Origin of the sequence: Roseateles sp. SL47 (assembly GCF_026625885.1) — a bacterium.
Taxonomy (GTDB): Bacteria; Pseudomonadota; Gammaproteobacteria; order Burkholderiales; family Burkholderiaceae_C; genus Roseateles.
Genome location: NZ_CP113068.1, coordinates 1,899,613 through 1,916,025, shown reverse-complemented (window position 1 = coordinate 1,916,025; position 16,413 = coordinate 1,899,613). Strand labels below are relative to the sequence as shown.

The 16,413-nt window shown below is 64.3% G+C and carries 16 protein-coding genes; 5 read left to right on the top strand and 11 right to left on the bottom strand.

Going from position 1 to position 16,413, the window contains the following annotated elements; all coding sequences use genetic code 11:
• Positions 1 to 44: 44 nt before the first annotated feature.
• Entirely contained in the window at positions 45 to 1,004 is a 960-nt protein-coding gene (locus OU995_RS08320) for an IS1595 family transposase (RefSeq protein WP_267836210.1), read from the top strand.
• On the opposite strand, the gene OU995_RS08315 is transcribed toward OU995_RS08320, so the two are convergent.
• The 7 genes from OU995_RS08315 to OU995_RS08285 all read right to left on the bottom strand — a co-directional run bounded on the left by OU995_RS08315 (position 1,001) and on the right by OU995_RS08285 (position 7,533).
• The gene (locus OU995_RS08315; RefSeq protein WP_267830950.1) at positions 1,001 to 1,228 is read right to left on the bottom strand and encodes a hypothetical protein; all 228 of its coding nucleotides are present in this window, start codon (positions 1,226 to 1,228) and stop codon (positions 1,001 to 1,003) included. The genes OU995_RS08320 and OU995_RS08315 overlap by 4 nt on opposite strands.
• Positions 1,229 to 1,704: 476 nt before the next feature.
• The gene (locus tag OU995_RS08310) at positions 1,705 to 4,224 is read right to left on the bottom strand and encodes an RHS repeat-associated core domain-containing protein (protein ID WP_267835057.1); all 2,520 of its coding nucleotides are present in this window, start codon (positions 4,222 to 4,224) and stop codon (positions 1,705 to 1,707) included.
• Positions 4,225 to 4,374: 150 nt separating this feature from the next.
• Positions 4,375 to 4,851, bottom strand: a complete 477-nt coding sequence (locus OU995_RS08305; RefSeq protein ID WP_267835056.1) for a hypothetical protein — start codon at positions 4,849 to 4,851, stop codon at positions 4,375 to 4,377.
• Between the two features lie 5 nt (positions 4,852 to 4,856).
• Entirely contained in the window at positions 4,857 to 5,621 is a 765-nt protein-coding gene (locus tag OU995_RS08300; RefSeq protein ID WP_267835054.1) for a hypothetical protein, read from the bottom strand.
• 369 nt (positions 5,622 to 5,990) lie between these two features.
• Positions 5,991 to 6,524, bottom strand: a complete 534-nt coding sequence (locus tag OU995_RS08295; RefSeq protein ID WP_267835053.1) for a hypothetical protein — start codon at positions 6,522 to 6,524, stop codon at positions 5,991 to 5,993.
• 85 nt (positions 6,525 to 6,609) lie between these two features.
• Positions 6,610 to 7,008, bottom strand: a complete 399-nt coding sequence (locus OU995_RS08290; RefSeq protein WP_267835051.1) for a hypothetical protein — start codon at positions 7,006 to 7,008, stop codon at positions 6,610 to 6,612.
• 330 nt (positions 7,009 to 7,338) lie between these two features.
• The gene (locus OU995_RS08285; RefSeq protein ID WP_267835049.1) at positions 7,339 to 7,533 is read right to left on the bottom strand and encodes a heavy-metal-associated domain-containing protein; all 195 of its coding nucleotides are present in this window, start codon (positions 7,531 to 7,533) and stop codon (positions 7,339 to 7,341) included.
• A 213-nt stretch (positions 7,534 to 7,746) separates the two neighbouring features.
• Here OU995_RS08285 and OU995_RS08280 point away from each other — a divergent pair, with 213 nt between their 5' ends.
• From OU995_RS08280 to OU995_RS08270, 3 genes are read left to right on the top strand one after another with little or no spacing between them, the layout of a single operon-like run.
• Positions 7,747 to 10,245 (top strand): heavy metal translocating P-type ATPase, encoded by a 2,499-nt coding sequence (locus tag OU995_RS08280; RefSeq protein WP_324288727.1) that lies wholly within the window; start codon positions 7,747 to 7,749, stop codon positions 10,243 to 10,245.
• A 46-nt stretch (positions 10,246 to 10,291) separates the two neighbouring features.
• A complete protein-coding gene (cueR, locus tag OU995_RS08275; RefSeq protein WP_267835048.1) occupies positions 10,292 to 10,708 on the top strand; it encodes a Cu(I)-responsive transcriptional regulator in 417 nt (138 codons plus the stop codon).
• Positions 10,705 to 11,649 (top strand): pirin family protein, encoded by a 945-nt coding sequence (locus OU995_RS08270; RefSeq protein WP_267835047.1) that lies wholly within the window; start codon positions 10,705 to 10,707, stop codon positions 11,647 to 11,649. The genes cueR and OU995_RS08270 overlap by 4 nt, the downstream gene beginning before the upstream one ends.
• Here OU995_RS08270 and OU995_RS08265 read toward each other — a convergent pair.
• From OU995_RS08265 to OU995_RS08255, 3 genes are read right to left on the bottom strand one after another with little or no spacing between them, the layout of a single operon-like run.
• Entirely contained in the window at positions 11,574 to 12,875 is a 1,302-nt protein-coding gene (locus OU995_RS08265; RefSeq protein WP_267835046.1) for a hypothetical protein, read from the bottom strand. The two genes, OU995_RS08270 and OU995_RS08265, sit on opposite strands and share 76 nt — an antisense overlap.
• A gap of 55 nt (positions 12,876 to 12,930) precedes the next feature.
• Entirely contained in the window at positions 12,931 to 13,806 is an 876-nt protein-coding gene (locus OU995_RS08260) for a pirin family protein (RefSeq protein ID WP_267835044.1), read from the bottom strand.
• Positions 13,807 to 13,842: 36 nt separating this feature from the next.
• The gene (locus OU995_RS08255; protein WP_267835043.1) at positions 13,843 to 14,454 is read right to left on the bottom strand and encodes an FMN-dependent NADH-azoreductase; all 612 of its coding nucleotides are present in this window, start codon (positions 14,452 to 14,454) and stop codon (positions 13,843 to 13,845) included.
• 135 nt (positions 14,455 to 14,589) lie between these two features.
• On the opposite strand from OU995_RS08255, the gene OU995_RS08250 reads away from it, so the two are divergent.
• A complete protein-coding gene (locus OU995_RS08250; RefSeq protein WP_267835041.1) occupies positions 14,590 to 15,531 on the top strand; it encodes a LysR family transcriptional regulator in 942 nt (313 codons plus the stop codon).
• Positions 15,532 to 15,561: 30 nt separating this feature from the next.
• Here OU995_RS08250 and OU995_RS08245 read toward each other — a convergent pair whose 3' ends face one another.
• A complete protein-coding gene (locus OU995_RS08245; RefSeq protein ID WP_267835039.1) occupies positions 15,562 to 16,404 on the bottom strand; it encodes an energy transducer TonB in 843 nt (280 codons plus the stop codon).
• Positions 16,405 to 16,413: the final 9 nt, after the last annotated feature.

Below are 16,413 nucleotides of genomic sequence, written 5' to 3'. Positions count from 1 at the left end.
AGATGGCTGCTCGCATCGCATGTTTTGCGGTGCTGGAGCCGAAGATGGACCCAAGAGAGTTGAAGCAGTGGCTGAGTTCGGTGGCCCGGCTGACGGCGCGGCAGAAGGCTGAATTGCTCAAGGCCTTGGGGGCTGACGTAGACGAAGTCCAGGTCCGCGCGCTGGTGGAGTCGCGCCTGGATGTGCACCCAGCCTGCCCGCACTGCGCTGCCACCCACATCGTGCGCAACGGCAACGCCAGTGGGCTGCAGCGCTACAAGTGCCGCGCCTGCCGACGCAGCTTCAATGCCCTGACTGCCACCCCGCTGGCCCGACTGCGTCTGAAGGCCAAGTGGCTCAAGCAGCAAGACGTGCTGTGTCAGGGCCTGAGCGTGCATCAGAGTGCTGACGCACTGGACGTGGCGCCCTCCACGGCGTTCCGCTGGCGGCATCGCTTCCTGCGCCTGGCCCAGCCGGTGAAGGCGGCAGCACTCACAGGCGTGGTGGAAGCCGATGAGACCTTTTTCCTGCGCTCCAGCAAGGGCCAGCGCCCGGGCCGCCCGGCGCGCAAGCGCGGCGGGCGGGTGTCGCGCGCGCAGCGCGGCGAAGACCTGATCCCTATCCTCGTAGCCCGAGACCGCTCGGGTGCGACGGCAGACTTCTTGCTGGACGCAGTGTCGAAGGACTGCCTGACGCAAGCACTCCGGCCGACCCTTCACCCAGACGCCATCCTGTGCACGGATGGCTCGGCGGCGATGGCGGCGGCCGCCATCGATCTGAAGCTTCAGCATGAGGCGCTCAACATGAGCGCCGGCGAGCGGGTGCGCGGGCCCTGGCACATTCAGAACGCCAACGGATATCACAGCCGCCTCAAGGGCTGGATTGCGCGATTCAAGGGCGTGGCCACGGACTACTTGCAGAGCTACCTCGGGTGGTTCCGTGCGTTGGATCGCGCCAGCAAAAACCCACGTAAGTCCGCGCCACTGTTGGCTTTGGCAATTGGGCTGGAGAGCATCACTAATTAACGATCAAAGAGCCTGATCATGGCCTGTATGGTGACCGATTCCGGTGTCAGGTGTGAGAGAGGTTTTGAGAAGTGCCCCAAGGCCTTGAGCAATTCAGCCTTCTGCCGCGCCGTCAGCCGGGCCACCGAACTCAGCCACTGTTTCAACTCTCTTGGGTCCATCTTCGGCTCCAGCACCGCAAAACATGCAATGCGAGCAGCCATCTTGACGATCAGGTCGCTCATGGAATGAGCCATCATCAATTAACGCGCAAAGAGCCCGAATTTGGCCCTTGGGGCCTGCCTGATGCCACATGATCCATCGGCCAAACATCAGGAGCGGATTCCAAGTACCACAGTCAACTGTCGAGCCCCTGGGCGAGTTAAGTTCTTTCGAATCACCGCATCGTCCGCCATCCGTGACTCAAAGCTCAACGTCTTGTAGATGCCGACATACTCCTTAAATAGCACCTCCGAGTCGGCCATAGCACCCACCAGCGCCCACCTCCGTGCATCAACAAAGTGCCCAGCGGCCTTCGCGTCACGATATAGCCGCTCTGTCGCGACCATATCCCCAGATGCAGCGCGTGCTACAAGAGACTCGTATTCCGCATATTCCCTGTCGACCAAGTCGCAGCAGTTAGTGGTGGGAAGACCTCGCCATCCCAAGTAGCCCACAAGAGGAAGGAGCAGCAAAACGAGTAGCACTCGGGCGGCACGATTCATGGCGCACTCCCCGTCTTCGATGGCGGGGTGGGTGTGAACCGCTTCCAAGAAGCTGGCCAGAGAGGCAAGGCTCTAGTTGAGGAGAATGCCCAGCTATACACGGGAACGGACGTGCCAGCCATGTCGAGCGTACGCACCGGCGATGCAATCACAGTGGTATTTAACCCGTTTGCCAACTGCTGCGCAAAACCGTTAGGTGAATTGCCCAACCAACACGCATCAACCCGTACTGTTTGCCCCGGCTGCCAGTTTGTATTAGCCCTCAGATACTCCGCCATTTGAGAACCCGTCATGCCCGACATGGTCTGCGCAATTTCATTTCCATGTCCAATAATAAGAAACTCGCCATCTTGCGGATTAGAACTCAAAGCAGTGGCGTAGTTCAGATCGTCGGCCTTCAGAAAGATTACGCGGTTCGAAACACTCGTAGGCGACCCACCTGCCTTGTCATCCCCAAGATAGCCGAAGCCAAAGTCGCCAGATGCTGCCCGACTAAAGAGATACGCATACGCCGCACTTTTCGCCCCTTCCGCAAACTTTCCCCCACCCGCCAGCGACGCCAACCCACCGGTCACCGCATGAATCGCCGTATTCACCGCGATGTTGACCCCTTCGCTGCCCTTGTTGTACTCCAAATTCGCATAGTTGGACAACGCCGCCCCGGCCAGTCCACCCCGGAAGCCTGAACTACAGGCTCCTCCATTGAGCTTGGCTTCCGCACACCCCCACACCCCGTGCGCCACGGTGTTATAGAAGGCCATGCTGCCTACCTTGAAGGTGTCGCCGATCTGCTTATTCACCGAGGCCGACACATACGCCATCACCCCGGTGCGGATCACATCCGATGCCGAATGCCCCGCCAACGCTGCCCAGCCCGCCTGCCCCAGGGCATTGCATTGCGCAACGGCCCCTTTGCAATACACCGCCGACATCACGCCGATGGCGATGCTGCCCAGTTGGTACCCCAACTTCGTACGCGCAATTAGCCGCGCCTGATACAGCGAAGACAGCAAGGTGCCCAGCCCGGGCGCAAAGAAGTCCAGCACCCCGCCGATCAGCGTCGAACCCACCCATTTGGACAGGAAGCTATAGCCCGTCGGGTCCGTACACGTCATCGGGTTGTTGAAGCAGTACCCGTAGCGGTTGTAGTTCTGCAGATCGTCTGCCGACTGGATCATGGGATCTGCCTGCAGGAACACCCCCAGCGTCGGGTCGTAAATCCGCCCGTTCATGTGGATCAGGCCCACATCGTCCAGATGCTCATGCCCTGTAAAACCACGGTCGGTGCCGTAGTTGGCGGCAGCCACCCAGTCCACCACCAGCACCCCAGCGGCGTCATACGTCCCATTGGCCTGGCGGCGCTTGCCAAACGGGTCGTAGCTGTAGCGCGCCGTCACGACTCCTCGGTGGTCCGTCGTGGCCATCAGGCTGCCCAGCGAGTCCTTGTGCCAGTACTCCACCCTCACCGCCGTCACCGTGCTCAGCACAACCGGTGCGGTCTGCCCAGCCACCAGCGTCGGCAGCACGTCGGCTGTGATGATCACGCCGATGCTGCTGCCGCCTGCGCTCAGGTAATGGCGGTTGCGCGTCGTCGTCGCGCCTGCGCCTACCATCGTCTCGGTTTCGAAGCTCAAGCCTCCCGCCGCGTCGGGATGCAGCATCCAGGTGGTGCGGGTGCCGCTGGCATCGCTGCGTACTTCCTTGAGCCGCTGATGGTTCTCGTCGTAATACCAGCCGTACGCCGCGCCCCCCGGCGCCCCCTGCAAGGCCCCTGTCCCGTTGGCACCCTGACCGGCTGGCAGGTTGAAGCTGGTGTAGGTGAGCGCGCGATACTTGCCCGCCGTGGCACTCACCAGATTGCCGCTGGCGTCATAGCCATAACTGGCGCTTTCGATACCCGCCGTTGTGCTGGCCACGGCTGCCAACGCGTGTGCATGTCCGACCACGCCATAGCTGTAGATCCCCACGTCACTCTTGTAGAGCAACTGGCCACCGGCGTTGTAGCGCAACTCCACGGTGCGCGTCAGGTTGGGCATCTGCGGCGCACTGACGGTGTAGCTCTTGAGCCGCCCCAACTCGTCGTAGATCAGATCATCCGTGACCGCGCCGGTCCCGCCGCCCGCGCCGTTGGCATCGGTGCGAGTCCTGAGCCGGCCAAGGTTGTCCCATCCGTAGCTCTGGCTGAGCACCTCCGTGCCACCGCTCAATCCCGCCGCCAGCGTCGTGGGTCGCCCAGTCCAGCCGTCAAACCCGGACTGACTGACCACACCGTTACCGTAGCCGGACTGTTGAGCCTGACCGCGAGCGTTGTAGGTCTTGGCCGACCAGAGCACCGCGCCTGCGGCCAGAGTGGCCCCCGGGGCCACCACGCCTGAGGCATCGGCTTGCGGCGTGATCACCACCGCCGTGCCCAGATTCAAGCTCTGCACAAAGCCCAGATCACTGTAGCGGTAGACCACCTGCAGCCCCGTCGGATAGGTCTGGGTCGCCAGGCGGCCGCTGTCGTCGTAGCTCACCGCGCTCGCCGCCAAGGCCGATCCCCTCGTCACCGGGGGCAAGCCGCTTCTGTCCGTCACCGAGCATCAGGGCGCCAGGATCGTCAGCGTGGCACAAGCCATCGAGGTCATCAACGCAAGAAGCTGAACCTGACCAGACCTCCGTTCGGCTCAACGATCAAGGGATTCCAGTTCCCTCGGCGCGTCTGGACTTCCCTGCGCCGCCGCTTTCCTGTACCACCAAGCAGCCTTTGCGATATCGACAGGGACAGCTAGTCCTCCCGTGCGGTACGCGCGCGCAACCGCAAGCGAGTACGTGTGCCCGGCGTCCCGCTCGGCCGCAACCAATAGGTGCTCGAAGCTTCTGCGAGCCTTGAGGTCATAGTCGATGTCACCGAGGCCATCGGCATATGCGCCGTAAAGCTCCAAGTGCCCAATGATGTCTACCGGCTCAAGATGCCGATGAGCGAACTCCACGTGTTCATCGGCTTCCGCTCGAGATAGCCCAGCGGCCTCCCACATCCGGGCCAACATAACCCTTGCTGCGACGTCGCCATCCTCGGCCGCACGTCGAACAAGATCCACTGCTTCGCCATATCGCTTGGCGAACTTCAACTCCAAGACTTGATGACGCAGGTCGGCGTTCATGGCGACTACTCAGAGAGACCGCGAGCACGTGGCATGCCGCGCAGTTTTGGTTGAATCCCGCAGCTTTGCATCAGGTCCACAAACTCCTGTATCGACTTCCAGAAATTGCTGACCGCGGGAACTCTGCTCGCCTCGTTCATGAACTCGTAGTATTGCCGCTGGGTCATCGGTTGATCCTTCGAGATCCTCCCAGAAGCAATCCAATCGTCCATTTGCGTATCGAGGGCACGAGTCGCAGCCTTGTGCGCATCGTTCCACGCGTGGGGATCACTAGGCAATCCGGTGTTTGTGTACCCCTGGCCGATTCGATCAGTCGCCGCAGCGTTGACGGCATCGGGCGACATGTAGTCGTCGTATTTGCGGGCCAGCGCCTCATCAAACTTGTGATGTCCACGCAGTTCGCCTGCGTATTGGCCGCTCCTGAGGTCGTACAGCTCCTTGATGATCTTGTGCCCCAGGGCATTAAAGAGGTACGCATACGCCGCACTTTTCGCCCCTTCCGCAAACTTTCCCCCACCCGCCAGCGACGCCAACCCACCGGTCACCGCATGAATAGCCGTGTTTACCGCGATGTTGACCCCTTCGCTACCCTTCTTGTACTCCAAATCCGCATAGTTGGACAACGCCGCCCCGGCCAATCCACCCCGGAAGCCTGAACTGCAGGCCCCTCCATTGAGCTTGGCTTCCGCACACCCCCACACCCCGTGCGCCACGGTGTTATAGAAGGTCATGCTGCCCAACTTGAAGGTGTCGCCGATCTGCTTATTCACCGAGGCCGACACATACGCCATCACCCCGGTGCGGATCACATCCGATGCCGAATGCCCTGCCAACGCTGCCCAGCCCGCCTGCCCCAGGGCATTGCATTGCGCAACGGCGGCATTAGAACTCGCGCGCGGTCGTCTCCAGAACTGCCTTAAGCCCGTTTAATCACACTGTGGTTAGGCGGACTAATGACCTTGTTACGGCGCCCTGATAACGGCAGTTATGAGCGTGTCAGTTTGCCCCGCCCGGGACGGCCTCGCGCACGTATCGGTCCACCCGAGTGGCAGTTCTAGCAACAGCATGAAGAAGGGCCGCAGCGCGCCCCTTCGATTGATCGTCATCGCAAGATTTCTTCTCGCACTTTGAGCACGTCCCTATGAGCCCTTGGGAACTAGCAAGGTCCGGTTCAGCTTTTCAAAATCAAGAGGCATTGGCACATCGATGACGCAATTTGGATTGCATTTGAAGTCGTTGTCGTTCAGCTGAAGCCAAGCCTTGACCGTGATGGCGTCCCGTTGCAGCACTTGTTCCATCTTGACAGCAACTTCCTGCCAGAGCTTGGGATCGCTGTTGTTTGAGCAGACGAATAACGAGGAGTCCTTGCTCTCTCGGTTCGCGTAGTAACTCACCTTTGCCCGATCAGACTCCCACCTGGCATAGGTATCACGCTGGACTTCGGGCTTCAGCTTCAAGCCTGCAGCTTCAATGACACTTTGAAGATCCGGTAGAACCTTGTTGGCCCTCTCAGCAGGCACGGATGCCCTGAAGTTCGCGCATGTTGGTGCCTCTTTGACCCTGAATCCCGTGTAGTAGAGCGCCACCGCGCCTGCAAAGATCAACAGGAGCACTGCGAAGAAGAGGATCACAGCCCAATTGAACAGCTTCCTTGGCAATTGCGAGGAGGTCATTGGAGCTTCATCCCTGCTTGTTCGTTCATTCGGAAGCGAACGTTGATCTGGTTGTTCACACGGCTTGACCCCGCAGCCTGCAAAATTAGGGCCCTGTAAACACCCGCTTGCACGATTTCTCGGTAAGACTGCCACCGCGATCAAAGGACAAGGTCAGGATTTCATCTTCCTGAATTTGGCCCTTGGGCGACGTACTGGATTTGACGAGCACATGAATAGGCGCTACTGCATAAACACCTGCGCTACGGATCGATTCGAGCGAGATGCGCAGATCGCCAGAAAAAATCATGTACTCAAACTTCGATGCATCCAGCTTGGCGACGACAGGTTCAAAAAGCGTCCCGAGCTTCAACGAGTACGAAAGCTGCTTAGTGACATCATGAGTGCAATTCATCACCATTCTCGAAGTTTCAGCACCTGCTGAGCACCCGACAAGACAGACCGCGAAGAAAACACCACGCATCAAAGAACGTCCGAGCCGCATCTCAGAATCCTTTTACTGGCAGCACTGTAGAACTATCGTGCGCCCTTGCTATAGGCACTGGCCTCGGGAGACGCAGTTGGCCGTGATGGAGCCCGTCTTGTTGCCGTAGTCATCGTAGACGTAGGTCGTGACGTCACAGCGTTGTGGGTCATTGGGTTCCACCGTCTCGGAGTGAAGCAAACCGGCGCGCGCAGCCGCATTGGCGTCGAACTCCCTCGCCAAGTTCGCATTCTTCTGAGCAAGCCGTTGTCCATTGGATTCGCCAAATCGACATTGGGTAAAGATGCTGACATGAAGGCGTTTTCGGCGAAGAACTGAACGCCTTCCGGCTCAGGCCGCCGGCGGATAACCGGCTTCGGTCAGCACCTCGGCCAACTGCCCGCGCTCCAGCCTGCTCTGAACCTTCACCGTCTTCTGTTCCAGGCTGACCTGCACATCGGCCTGGGCATCGGCCCCTTTGAGCGCTTCGGTCACGGCGGCCAGGCAGTGGCCACAACTCAGGTCCGGCAGCTTGAATTCATACATGGGTCACTCCTTCCAAATTTTCCAAACGCTTCCATCGCACGTGTCAACACGCGGGATGTCGCCACCCTACCGAAGCCGGATGACACTTCCACAAGCCTAAACCTTTCCACCGTGGCAAGGTCAAGCCCAGCATGGAGATCGCCCGCCACAGCCTCTCTCCCGACAGGGGCATGGCCTTGACCTTCCCATCATGGCAAGCTTGAGACTTCGCTCATGAACCCCTCCGCCTCCCTATCCCCCACCTCTGGCGCCGCCGATCCCTCTGCGGCCGCTGTGGAACTGCTGCTGCCCATTCAGGGCATGACCTGCGCCAGCTGCGTGCGCCGCGTTGAAAAACGCCTGCAAGCTGTCCCAGGCGTGCTTGGCGCGGAGGTGAACCTGGCGATGGAGCGGGCCTCCGTGCGCACCGAGCCAGGCCTGCCCTTGGACGCCCTGCGCGCGGCGGTGACCGGCGCCGGATTCCAGGTGCCGTCCCAATCCCTGCAGCTGGCGGTCAAGGGCATGTCCTGCGCCAGTTGTGTAGGACGGGTGGAACGGGCACTACAGAAGGTGCCCGGCGTTTTGAACGCCGAGGTCAACCTGGCCACGGAAACCGCGGCCGTCACCACCCTGGGCGGTGTCAGCCCCGCGCTGCTGGTGGCGGCCATCCACAAGGCCGGTTATGAAGGGAGCTTGCCTCTCGATGAGAACGAGACCGGCGCGCCCGCACCGGTACCCTGGGCCCACACGGGATGGCCGGTGGTGGTGGCAGCGCTACTCTCCGCCCCGCTGGTGCTGCCGATGGCCGGTCTGCTGATGGGCCGTCACTGGATGCTGGACGGCCTCTGGCAATGGCTGTTGGCCACGCCGGTGCAGTTCTGGCTGGGTGCGCGCTTCTACCGGGCCGGGTGGGCGGCACTCAAGGACCGCAGCGGCAACATGGACCTGCTGGTAGCCCTGGGCACCAGCGCCGCTTATGGGCTCAGCGTCTACGGGCTGCTGGCGGCAGGCCCCCATGCGCCGCTGTATTTCGAATCGTCAGCCGCCGTCATCACGCTGGTGCTGCTGGGCAAGTGGCTGGAGGCGCGGGCCCGGCGGCAGACGCTGGGCGCTCTGGCGGCCCTCAAGGCCCTGCGCCCGGACACGGCCCGTGTGCGCCGTGACGGTCAGGAGCTGGACCTCCCGCTGGCCCAGTTGCGGCTGGGGGATCTGCTGGTGGTCCGCCCCGGGGAACGGCTGCCTGCGGACGGGCGCATTTCCGAAGGCCAGAGCCTGGTCGATGAATCCATGATCAGCGGCGAGAGCCTGCCGATGGCACGTGGCCCGGGGGACCGTGTGGTGGGCGGGTCGGTCAACGGCGAAGGGCTGCTGCTGGTCTCGGTCTCGGCGCTGGGCGCGGAATCCACCCTCTCCCGCATCGTGCGGCTGGTGGAACAGGCGCAGGCCCGCAAGGCGCCGATCCAGCGTCTGGTGGATCAGGTCAGCGCCGTGTTTGTGCCCGTGGTGCTGGTGGTGGCGGTGCTCACCTGGCTAGCGTGGGGCGTTCTTCAGGGCGATTGGTCGCAGGCGCTGATCCATGCGGTGGCGGTTCTTGTGATTGCCTGCCCGTGTGCCCTGGGCCTGGCTACGCCTGCGGCGATCATGGTGGGCACCGGCGTGGCGGCCCGCCACGGCCTGCTCATCAAGGATGCAGAGGCACTGGAACAGGCCCGCGCTGTCACCACCGTGGTGTTCGACAAAACCGGCACCCTGACCGAGGGCCGGCCGCATCTGCAGACCCTACGGCCCTTCCACGGCATGGACGAGGCCCATGCCCTGCAACTCGCCGCAGCGCTGCAACAAGGCAGTGAACATCCGCTGGGCCGCGCGGTACGGGCGGCCGCAGAGGCCCGTGCGCTGCCGCCTCTGGCGGCGCAAGGCACCCGTGCGGTGGCGGGGCGCGGCATTGAGGCCCAGGTGGAAGGCCGTGACCTGATGCTGGGGAGTGCCCGCTGGCTGGTGGCCGAGGGCGTGGCGCCCGATTGGCTGGCCCCTCAAGCCGCCGGCGCCCACGCGGAAGGCATGACCGTGTCATGGCTGGCGCAGCGCCGCGCGGGCGAGGCCCCTCTGCCACTGGCCCTGCTGGCCTTCGGAGACCGCATCAAGCCAAGCGCTGTCGCCGCCGTTCAGCAATTGCGAGACATGGGGCTGCGCACCGTCATGCTCACTGGAGACAACCAGGCGGCAGCCACAACGGTGGCCCACTGGTTGGGACTGGACGACGTGCAGGCCGAGCTGATGCCGGAAGACAAGGCCCAGCGCGTGGCCGACCTGCGAGCCGGCGGGGCCCATGTGGCCATGGTGGGCGACGGAATCAACGATGCTCCGGCGCTGGCGGCCGCCGATGTGGGCATGGCCATGGGCAGCGGCACCGACGTGGCCATGGAAACCGCCGGCATCACCCTGATGCACGGGGACCCGCTGCTGGTGGCGCAGGCCATTGGCATCTCCCGGGCGACGGTGCGCAAGATCCGGCAAAACCTGTTCTGGGCCTTTGTCTACAACCTGCTGGGCATCCCGCTGGCCGCGCTGGGCCTGCTGAGCCCGGTGGTGGCAGGCGCGGCCATGGCCCTGTCCAGCGTGTCGGTGCTGGGCAATGCGCTGTTGCTCAAGCGCTGGAAACCTGTACCGCTTGCAGGCGCCACATCAGCAAACGCTCATCCGCAGGCGCCCCTCAGTGACCCTCACTCATGAGCGCGCACCGTGAACGCCCGCCCAAGACCCACCACCCCCAGCGCCGATGAATAAGCCCGCCACCTGGACCATCAAGGAAGCGGCGGAACGCTCTGGCGTCTCTGCCAAGATGCTGCGCCACTATGAGCAACTGGGGCTGCTGCCCCCCGTCGCCCGGACGGAAGCCGGCTATCGCCTCTACGGCGAGCGGGAAGTTCATCTGCTGCGGTTCATCCGCCGCGCACGCGACCTGGGCTTCTCCATCGCCGAGATCGCCGAGTTGCTGGCCTTGTGGCAAAACCGCCGACGGGCCAGCGCGCAGGTGAAGCGGATTGCCCAGGCGCACATCGCCGACCTGGACCGCCGCATGGCCGAGATGCAGGCGATGCGGCGCAGCCTCTCCGAACTGGCCGATTGTTGCCACGGCGACGACCGGCCCGACTGTCCTATTCTTGACGACCTTGCCCAAGGAGCCTCCCCATGAGCCTCGACCCCGATTTCGCGCCCGCCCGCTGGGAGCGTCTGCAGGCCCATCTGGGCGATGTGGGCGGCCTGACCATCCGCCGCGCCCTGCCCACGTCCAAGCACCGCATGGTGGGCGCCTGGTGCTTCCTGGACCATGCCGGACCGGCCGACCTGGCGCCGGACCTCCCAATGCGTGTGGGTCCCCATCCCCACACCGGCCTGCAGACCTTCAGCTGGTTGATCGAGGGGGAGATCCTGCATCGCGACAGCCTCGGCTCCGAGCAGGTACTGCGACCGGGCCAGGTCAATCTGATGACGGCGGGACGCGGCATCAGCCACTCTGAAGAGTCGCTGACGTCGCGGCTGCAACTCGCGCAGTTGTGGATTGCGTTGCCCGATGCGGTCCGCCACGGGCCCCCCGCGTTTGAGCATTTCCCGTCCCTGCCCCGTTTTGCCTCCGGCGGTTTTGACACCATGCTGCTGATGGGCGAATTCGGCGGCCATCGGTCCCCGGTACCCAGCCACACCCCGCTGCTAGGCATGGACCTCAGCGCCGACCAGGCCGCCGACACCGAGCTGCTGCTGCATCCGGACCATGAATACGGGCTGATGGTGCTGGAGGGCGACCTGGCCGTGAAGGTCAGCGATGAAGACACCGGCCTGAGCACGCCCGGCCAGTTGCTCTACATCGCCCCGGGCAGTCGCTCGCTGAAACTGCTCAGCGGCGGCGGTCGCAGCCGTGCCCTCCTGTTGGGTGGTCCTCCGTTCCCGGAGCCGGTGTTGCTCTGGTGGAACTTTGTCGGCCGCTCCCGGGAAGAGATGGACGGTTATGCGGCGGAATGGAACCAGCAGGAGGACGGGGGCGTGTTCGGCGCCGTCCGGGGTTACGACGGCCCTCGGCTGCTGGCCCCGCCCGTTCCTCCGCTCAAGACCCCAGCGGCGCCGGAGCGGCTGTCCTGATGCGGTGCCCGGGGCGTCAGCTCCGGCACGGCGTTGTTGTCGGAATCGGAGGAGGTGGGGGAGGAGGTGGTGGGGGAGGAGGAGCTGTCTCCCGGCGGCGCCAGCGTGGCCATGGCGTCCCCTTCAGGGGGTGAACGCCTGGGCGAGCCGGGTTGCGGCGTGCGCGGTGACGTCTGATGCGAGGAAGCATAGGCGGCCGCGAGTTCCGGCAAGGCCTCCCGGATTCTTTCCTGGACGTGGCTGGCATCGTCGAGATGCCAGAGCCGCGCCCCTGTGGGCAGGGCGGACTGCAGGTAGGAGGACAGGTTGAACCGCAAGGCCTGCTCCAAGGACGTCAGGACCGTCTTCACTTGCCCCTCCTCCACCGGCGACAGGACCGGCCCCAGGGGCGGCGATTGGTCAAAGATCGCGCTGTAGCTGGCGTTGAAGCGCTTGAGCAGCTGATGGGCACAGAGAAAAAGCATCGGCGCCTGTTGCCGCTCCAGCCACTCCGCAGCGGCATTCAGTTCCTCGACGTTCACTCGGGGCAACAGCTCGCGGCGCGGCCCGGCACCTGGGCCAAAGCCGAAGGCCGAGCGCATGGCCTGGATGCGCTGCGAATCGGCGGGGGTGTTGGCGCGTGGCTGGCCGCTTTGGGACGACAGGAACGCGGCCAGGGTGTATTCATGCAGTTGGTCCCGCAGACCCTTGACCTGCGCCCCCCCGGGCGCGCTGTCGCGCACATGGGTCAACGCCTCGCCAAAGGCCTTCGCCGCGCCAGCGTCGGGGCCATGAAGGTCCCTTGCCACTTGACGGCAGATCTGCCGACGGATGACGAGGTCCGGCGGGCTGGGCCCATGCAGCGCGCGCAGCAGCAGGGTCAGCCAGCGTTTGCCATGCCCCAGCATCTGGGTCTGCTGATCCGGCATACGCTGCAGCTGCGCCGGCAAATCAGCCAGCGCCTGCGCCAGGTCACCGTTCTCATCAACGTCCCGCAGGTCTTCACCCAGCACCCGTAGCGCGACGTGGAGCTCCTGGCGGGCCGTCTCCGCCAAAGGGGTGTGCTGGACGGTGGCGAAGCTCGTTCTGCCCTCCAGGCAGGCGCTGGGCAACAAGGCCTGCGACACAAGCTCCTGACTCACGCCGCTACGGGCGCCGGACACCGCAGGGCCCCCGACGGACCCGCCGTGGATCTGAGCCTCCTGCCCGGGCCCGCACGGTACACCCCGTGAGATGGGAAACGCCATGAGCCGCCCTCCTGAAGCACCAAAAGTCCTTCAGTCGGACGGCGCCCGAAGGAGTTCAGGCGAAGCGACCCGCCTGGAAATCCCGCACGGCCTGGAGCAGTTCCCCTTCGGTGTTCATCACAAACGGGCCGTACTGGGCAATCGGCTCGTTCAGCGGCTTGCCCGCGATGAGGATGAGACGGGCCCCTTCCTCACCCGCATCAAACCGCACGCCGTCGGCGCCCGCCGTGTTGGCCAGGATGGCCATGCGGCCGGCCGGCACCTTGCAGCCAGTCTCGAAGCGCACATCGCCGCGATAGACATACAGGAAGGCGTTGTGGCCCGCCGGAATCGCCTGCTCGATCGGCGTGCCGGGTTGCAGGTGGATGTCCAGATACAGCGGTTCGGTCGTGTCACGTTGCATCGCACCGTCCACGCCGTGGCTGCTGCCGGCAATCACCCGCACCGTGCCACCGGGCAAGGACACCTCCGGAATCTCGGCACTGGGAATGTCGCGATACCAGGGGTCGCGCATCTTGTCGCGGCCGGGCAGGTTGAGCCACAGCTGGAAGCCTTCCATGCGGCCTTCCTGCTGCTCCGGCAGTTCCGAGTGGATCACACCGCGGCCAGCCGTCATCCATTGCACGCCGCCACTGCCCAGCAGGCCTTCATTGCCGGCCGAATCGCGATGCCGCATCTGGCCTTCCAGCATGTAGGTCACGGTTTCGAAGCCGCGGTGTGGATGGTCGGGGAAGCCGGCGATGTAGTCGTCGGCGTTGTCCGTGCCAAACGCGTCCAGCATCAGGAAAGGATCCAGCCGCCGCTGCAGGTCATGGGTCAGCACACGGGTGAGCTTGACGCCCGCCCCATCGCTGGTGGCCATCCCCTGCACCAGGCGCTCGACCTGACGAGGTGTCGCAATGGTGGAGACCGGGGAAACAACGGCAGACATGAGAGTTCCTTTCGTTCAGCGTGGAGGGGTCAGGGTTCAGCCCAGTACGGCGGCAATGTCGGTACGGGCGGCTGCCAGGCCTTGGGCCGTGGCTTCCGGCCCCATGTTCAGGCCTTCGGCGTAGATGAAGTCCACATCGGTCATGCCCAGGAAGCCCAGCGTGACCTTCAGGTAGGGCACCACATTGTCGGTCGGCTGGCCGCGGTGCACACCGCCACGGGTGGTGACCACGATCACCTTCTTGCCGGTCACCAGGCCTTCGGGGCCATTGGCGCCGTAGCGGAAGGTGACACCAGCGCGGGCCACGGCGTCGATCCAGTTCTTCAGCTGCGAGCTCACGCCGAAGTTGATCATCGGGGCGGCCAGCACCACCACATCAGCGGCCTGCAGTTCGCCGATCAGGCTGTCGTTCAGCGCGACACGGGCCTGTTGGTCGGTGCTGCGTTGCTCGCCCGGGGTGAACAGGGCGCCGAGCGTGGCTTCGTCCATCGGGGGCAGCGGATTGGCCGCCAGGTCGTGCACGGTGGCCTTGGCACCAGGGTCGCGGGCCAGCAGGCCGGCCACCACTTCGTTGGCCAGCAGGGTGGACACGGAACCTTGGCCGTCATGCAGGCGGCGGGCGCTGGAATTGATTTGCAGAATGTTCATGGTGATCTCTCCGGTTGCATCAGGGTGTGAGGGAATGGCTTCACTGTATTGAGAACCCCGGAGCACCAGAAGCCTTCGGTTTGGATAAGATTGTTCCACTACACGAACAATCGGCCCCAGCGGCCCACCGACGCCATGAGTCTGGATGCTGACGACCTGCTGGTGTTTGCACGCGTGATGGAGGCTGGCAGCTTCAGCCGGGCGGCGGAGCGGCTGCATCTGCCCAAGTCCACGGTCTCCCGCCGGATCGCGGCCCTGGAGGAGCGCCTGGGCGAGAAGTTGCTGCAGCGAAGCACGCGTCGGCTGACGCTGACGGACTTCGGCCAGGGGGTGCTGGACCATGCCCGCGCCCTGGCCGGCGAGGTGGACGGCGCCCTGGCGCTTGCGCTGCACCGCCAGCAGCGGCCCACCGGGCGTCTGCGCGTGTCGATGCCTGCGGACTTTGCGCACCAGATGCTCAAGCCCATGCTCAGCCGGTTCGTGCGGGACTATCCGGAGGTGCAACTGGAGCTGGATCTTTCACCGCGGCGGGTGGACCTGATCGCCGAAGGCTTCGACATCGCGGTGCGCATGGGCGAGTTGCCTGCAGACAGCCAGCTCGCGGCCCGCCGCCTGGCGATGTTTGGCAGCGGCCTGTATGCCGCCCCCGCGTATCTGCAGCGTCATGGCGAGCCGCAAATGCCGGAAGGGCTGATCAGCATGCATGGGCTGATGATCCTCAGCCGCGGCGGTGACCCGCTGCCCTGGCGGCTGTTCGGCTTGCACGACGGGACGCCCGTTGAGCAGCGCAGCTGGGTCGGTGTGCCGGACCAGCGCACCCTGGCCAATGCACCCGACATGCTCCTGCAGATGGCCCGCGACGGCCTGGGGATCACCTGGGTGGGCAATCAGTACGCACAGACCTTTGTGGACCGCGGTGAACTGGTGCGCGTGCTGCCGCAATGGTGTGCAGAGCCCAGCACCTGCTGGGCCGTGTTTCCGCAGCGGCGCCTGATGCCGCTACGCACCCGGCTGTTTCTGGATGCAATGGCGGCGACGCTGTCGCCGCTGGATCAGTCCGAGATGTTCAAGCGCTGATGGCGGGATGCATCCAGGCGCACGCGTCGGTCACTCCATCTGGAAGCCGATTTCGACGCTGACCGCCCGAGGCTTGTTCACTGGCGCGAAACGCCATTGCTTCACCGCCGTCACGGCGGCTGCGCTGAGCTTGCGGTCCGGCGACTTGATCGCCTCCACCGCATCGACCGAGCCATCCGTCTGAACGACAAACTTCACCAACACCGCGCCATTGCGCTGCTGCGACAACAGCGCACGGGGGTATTCCGGATCCACCTTGCTGATCAGGCGCAAGGGTGTGTCTTCCTCCGGCAGCGGCGCGGGTTCCGGCTCCGGCTGCTGGGCCGGTGCGGCGGGCGTGCCAACCGTGGGCGCGGTGGCCGGGGCAGCCATGGCCACCACCTCGGGAATCCGTCCGGTGAAGGCGGGTGGGGTCGGCACCGATGGCGCGGCGGTGGTGGTGAGGGCGGTGTTGCGCGCGGACGCCGCATCCGCCGGGGCAGCACTCGCCACCGGGCGGCTGTCGCTGTCGGGCTCCACCTTCTTGCTCGGCACCGGTGCTGCCGCCTTGGCCAATTGCGGCTGCGGTTGCGGCTGAGGCCTGGACTCCGGCTTGCTCTCGTGCTTCTCGGGCTTGTCGGGCTTGTCGGGCTTCTCGACCTTCTTGGTCTCCCCCTTCTCGGCGTGGAACTTGATCCACTGGAAGACCTTGTCGGCATCGCGCTTGGCGCGCTCGACATCGCTCAAGGGCTGTGCCTTGGGATCGGCCGCCGCCGCGCCGGCCGCACCGGGCGCGCTGGCACCGGTCGACTGCGCATGCACGCTCCCACCCGCCAGCATCAAGCACACCGACAGACAGATGGGTCCGACGACCCTGCGAGAACGACTGAACATGATTCCCAC

What these genes read in the sequence shown, in the direction of transcription:
- OU995_RS08320 (WP_267836210.1), top strand. Translation starts at nt 45, where the DNA reads ATGGACCCAAGAGAGTTGAAGCAGTGGCTGAGTTCGGTGGCCCGGCTG.
- OU995_RS08315 (WP_267830950.1), bottom strand. Translation starts at nt 1,228, where the DNA reads ATGAGCGACCTGATCGTCAAGATGGCTGCTCGCATTGCATGTTTTGCG.
- OU995_RS08305 (WP_267835056.1), bottom strand. Translation starts at nt 4,851, where the DNA reads ATGAACGCCGACCTGCGTCATCAAGTCTTGGAGTTGAAGTTCGCCAAG.
- OU995_RS08295 (WP_267835053.1), bottom strand. Translation starts at nt 6,524, where the DNA reads ATGACCTCCTCGCAATTGCCAAGGAAGCTGTTCAATTGGGCTGTGATC.
- OU995_RS08290 (WP_267835051.1), bottom strand. Translation starts at nt 7,008, where the DNA reads ATGCGGCTCGGACGTTCTTTGATGCGTGGTGTTTTCTTCGCGGTCTGT.
- OU995_RS08285 (WP_267835049.1), bottom strand. Translation starts at nt 7,533, where the DNA reads ATGTATGAATTCAAGCTGCCGGACCTGAGTTGTGGCCACTGCCTGGCC.
- OU995_RS08280 (WP_324288727.1), top strand. Translation starts at nt 7,747, where the DNA reads ATGAACCCCTCCGCCTCCCTATCCCCCACCTCTGGCGCCGCCGATCCC.
- cueR (WP_267835048.1), top strand. Translation starts at nt 10,292, where the DNA reads ATGAATAAGCCCGCCACCTGGACCATCAAGGAAGCGGCGGAACGCTCT.
- OU995_RS08270 (WP_267835047.1), top strand. Translation starts at nt 10,705, where the DNA reads ATGAGCCTCGACCCCGATTTCGCGCCCGCCCGCTGGGAGCGTCTGCAG.
- OU995_RS08265 (WP_267835046.1), bottom strand. Translation starts at nt 12,875, where the DNA reads ATGGCGTTTCCCATCTCACGGGGTGTACCGTGCGGGCCCGGGCAGGAG.
- OU995_RS08260 (WP_267835044.1), bottom strand. Translation starts at nt 13,806, where the DNA reads ATGTCTGCCGTTGTTTCCCCGGTCTCCACCATTGCGACACCTCGTCAG.
- OU995_RS08255 (WP_267835043.1), bottom strand. Translation starts at nt 14,454, where the DNA reads ATGAACATTCTGCAAATCAATTCCAGCGCCCGCCGCCTGCATGACGGC.
- OU995_RS08250 (WP_267835041.1), top strand. Translation starts at nt 14,590, where the DNA reads ATGAGTCTGGATGCTGACGACCTGCTGGTGTTTGCACGCGTGATGGAG.
- OU995_RS08245 (WP_267835039.1), bottom strand. Translation starts at nt 16,404, where the DNA reads ATGTTCAGTCGTTCTCGCAGGGTCGTCGGACCCATCTGTCTGTCGGTG.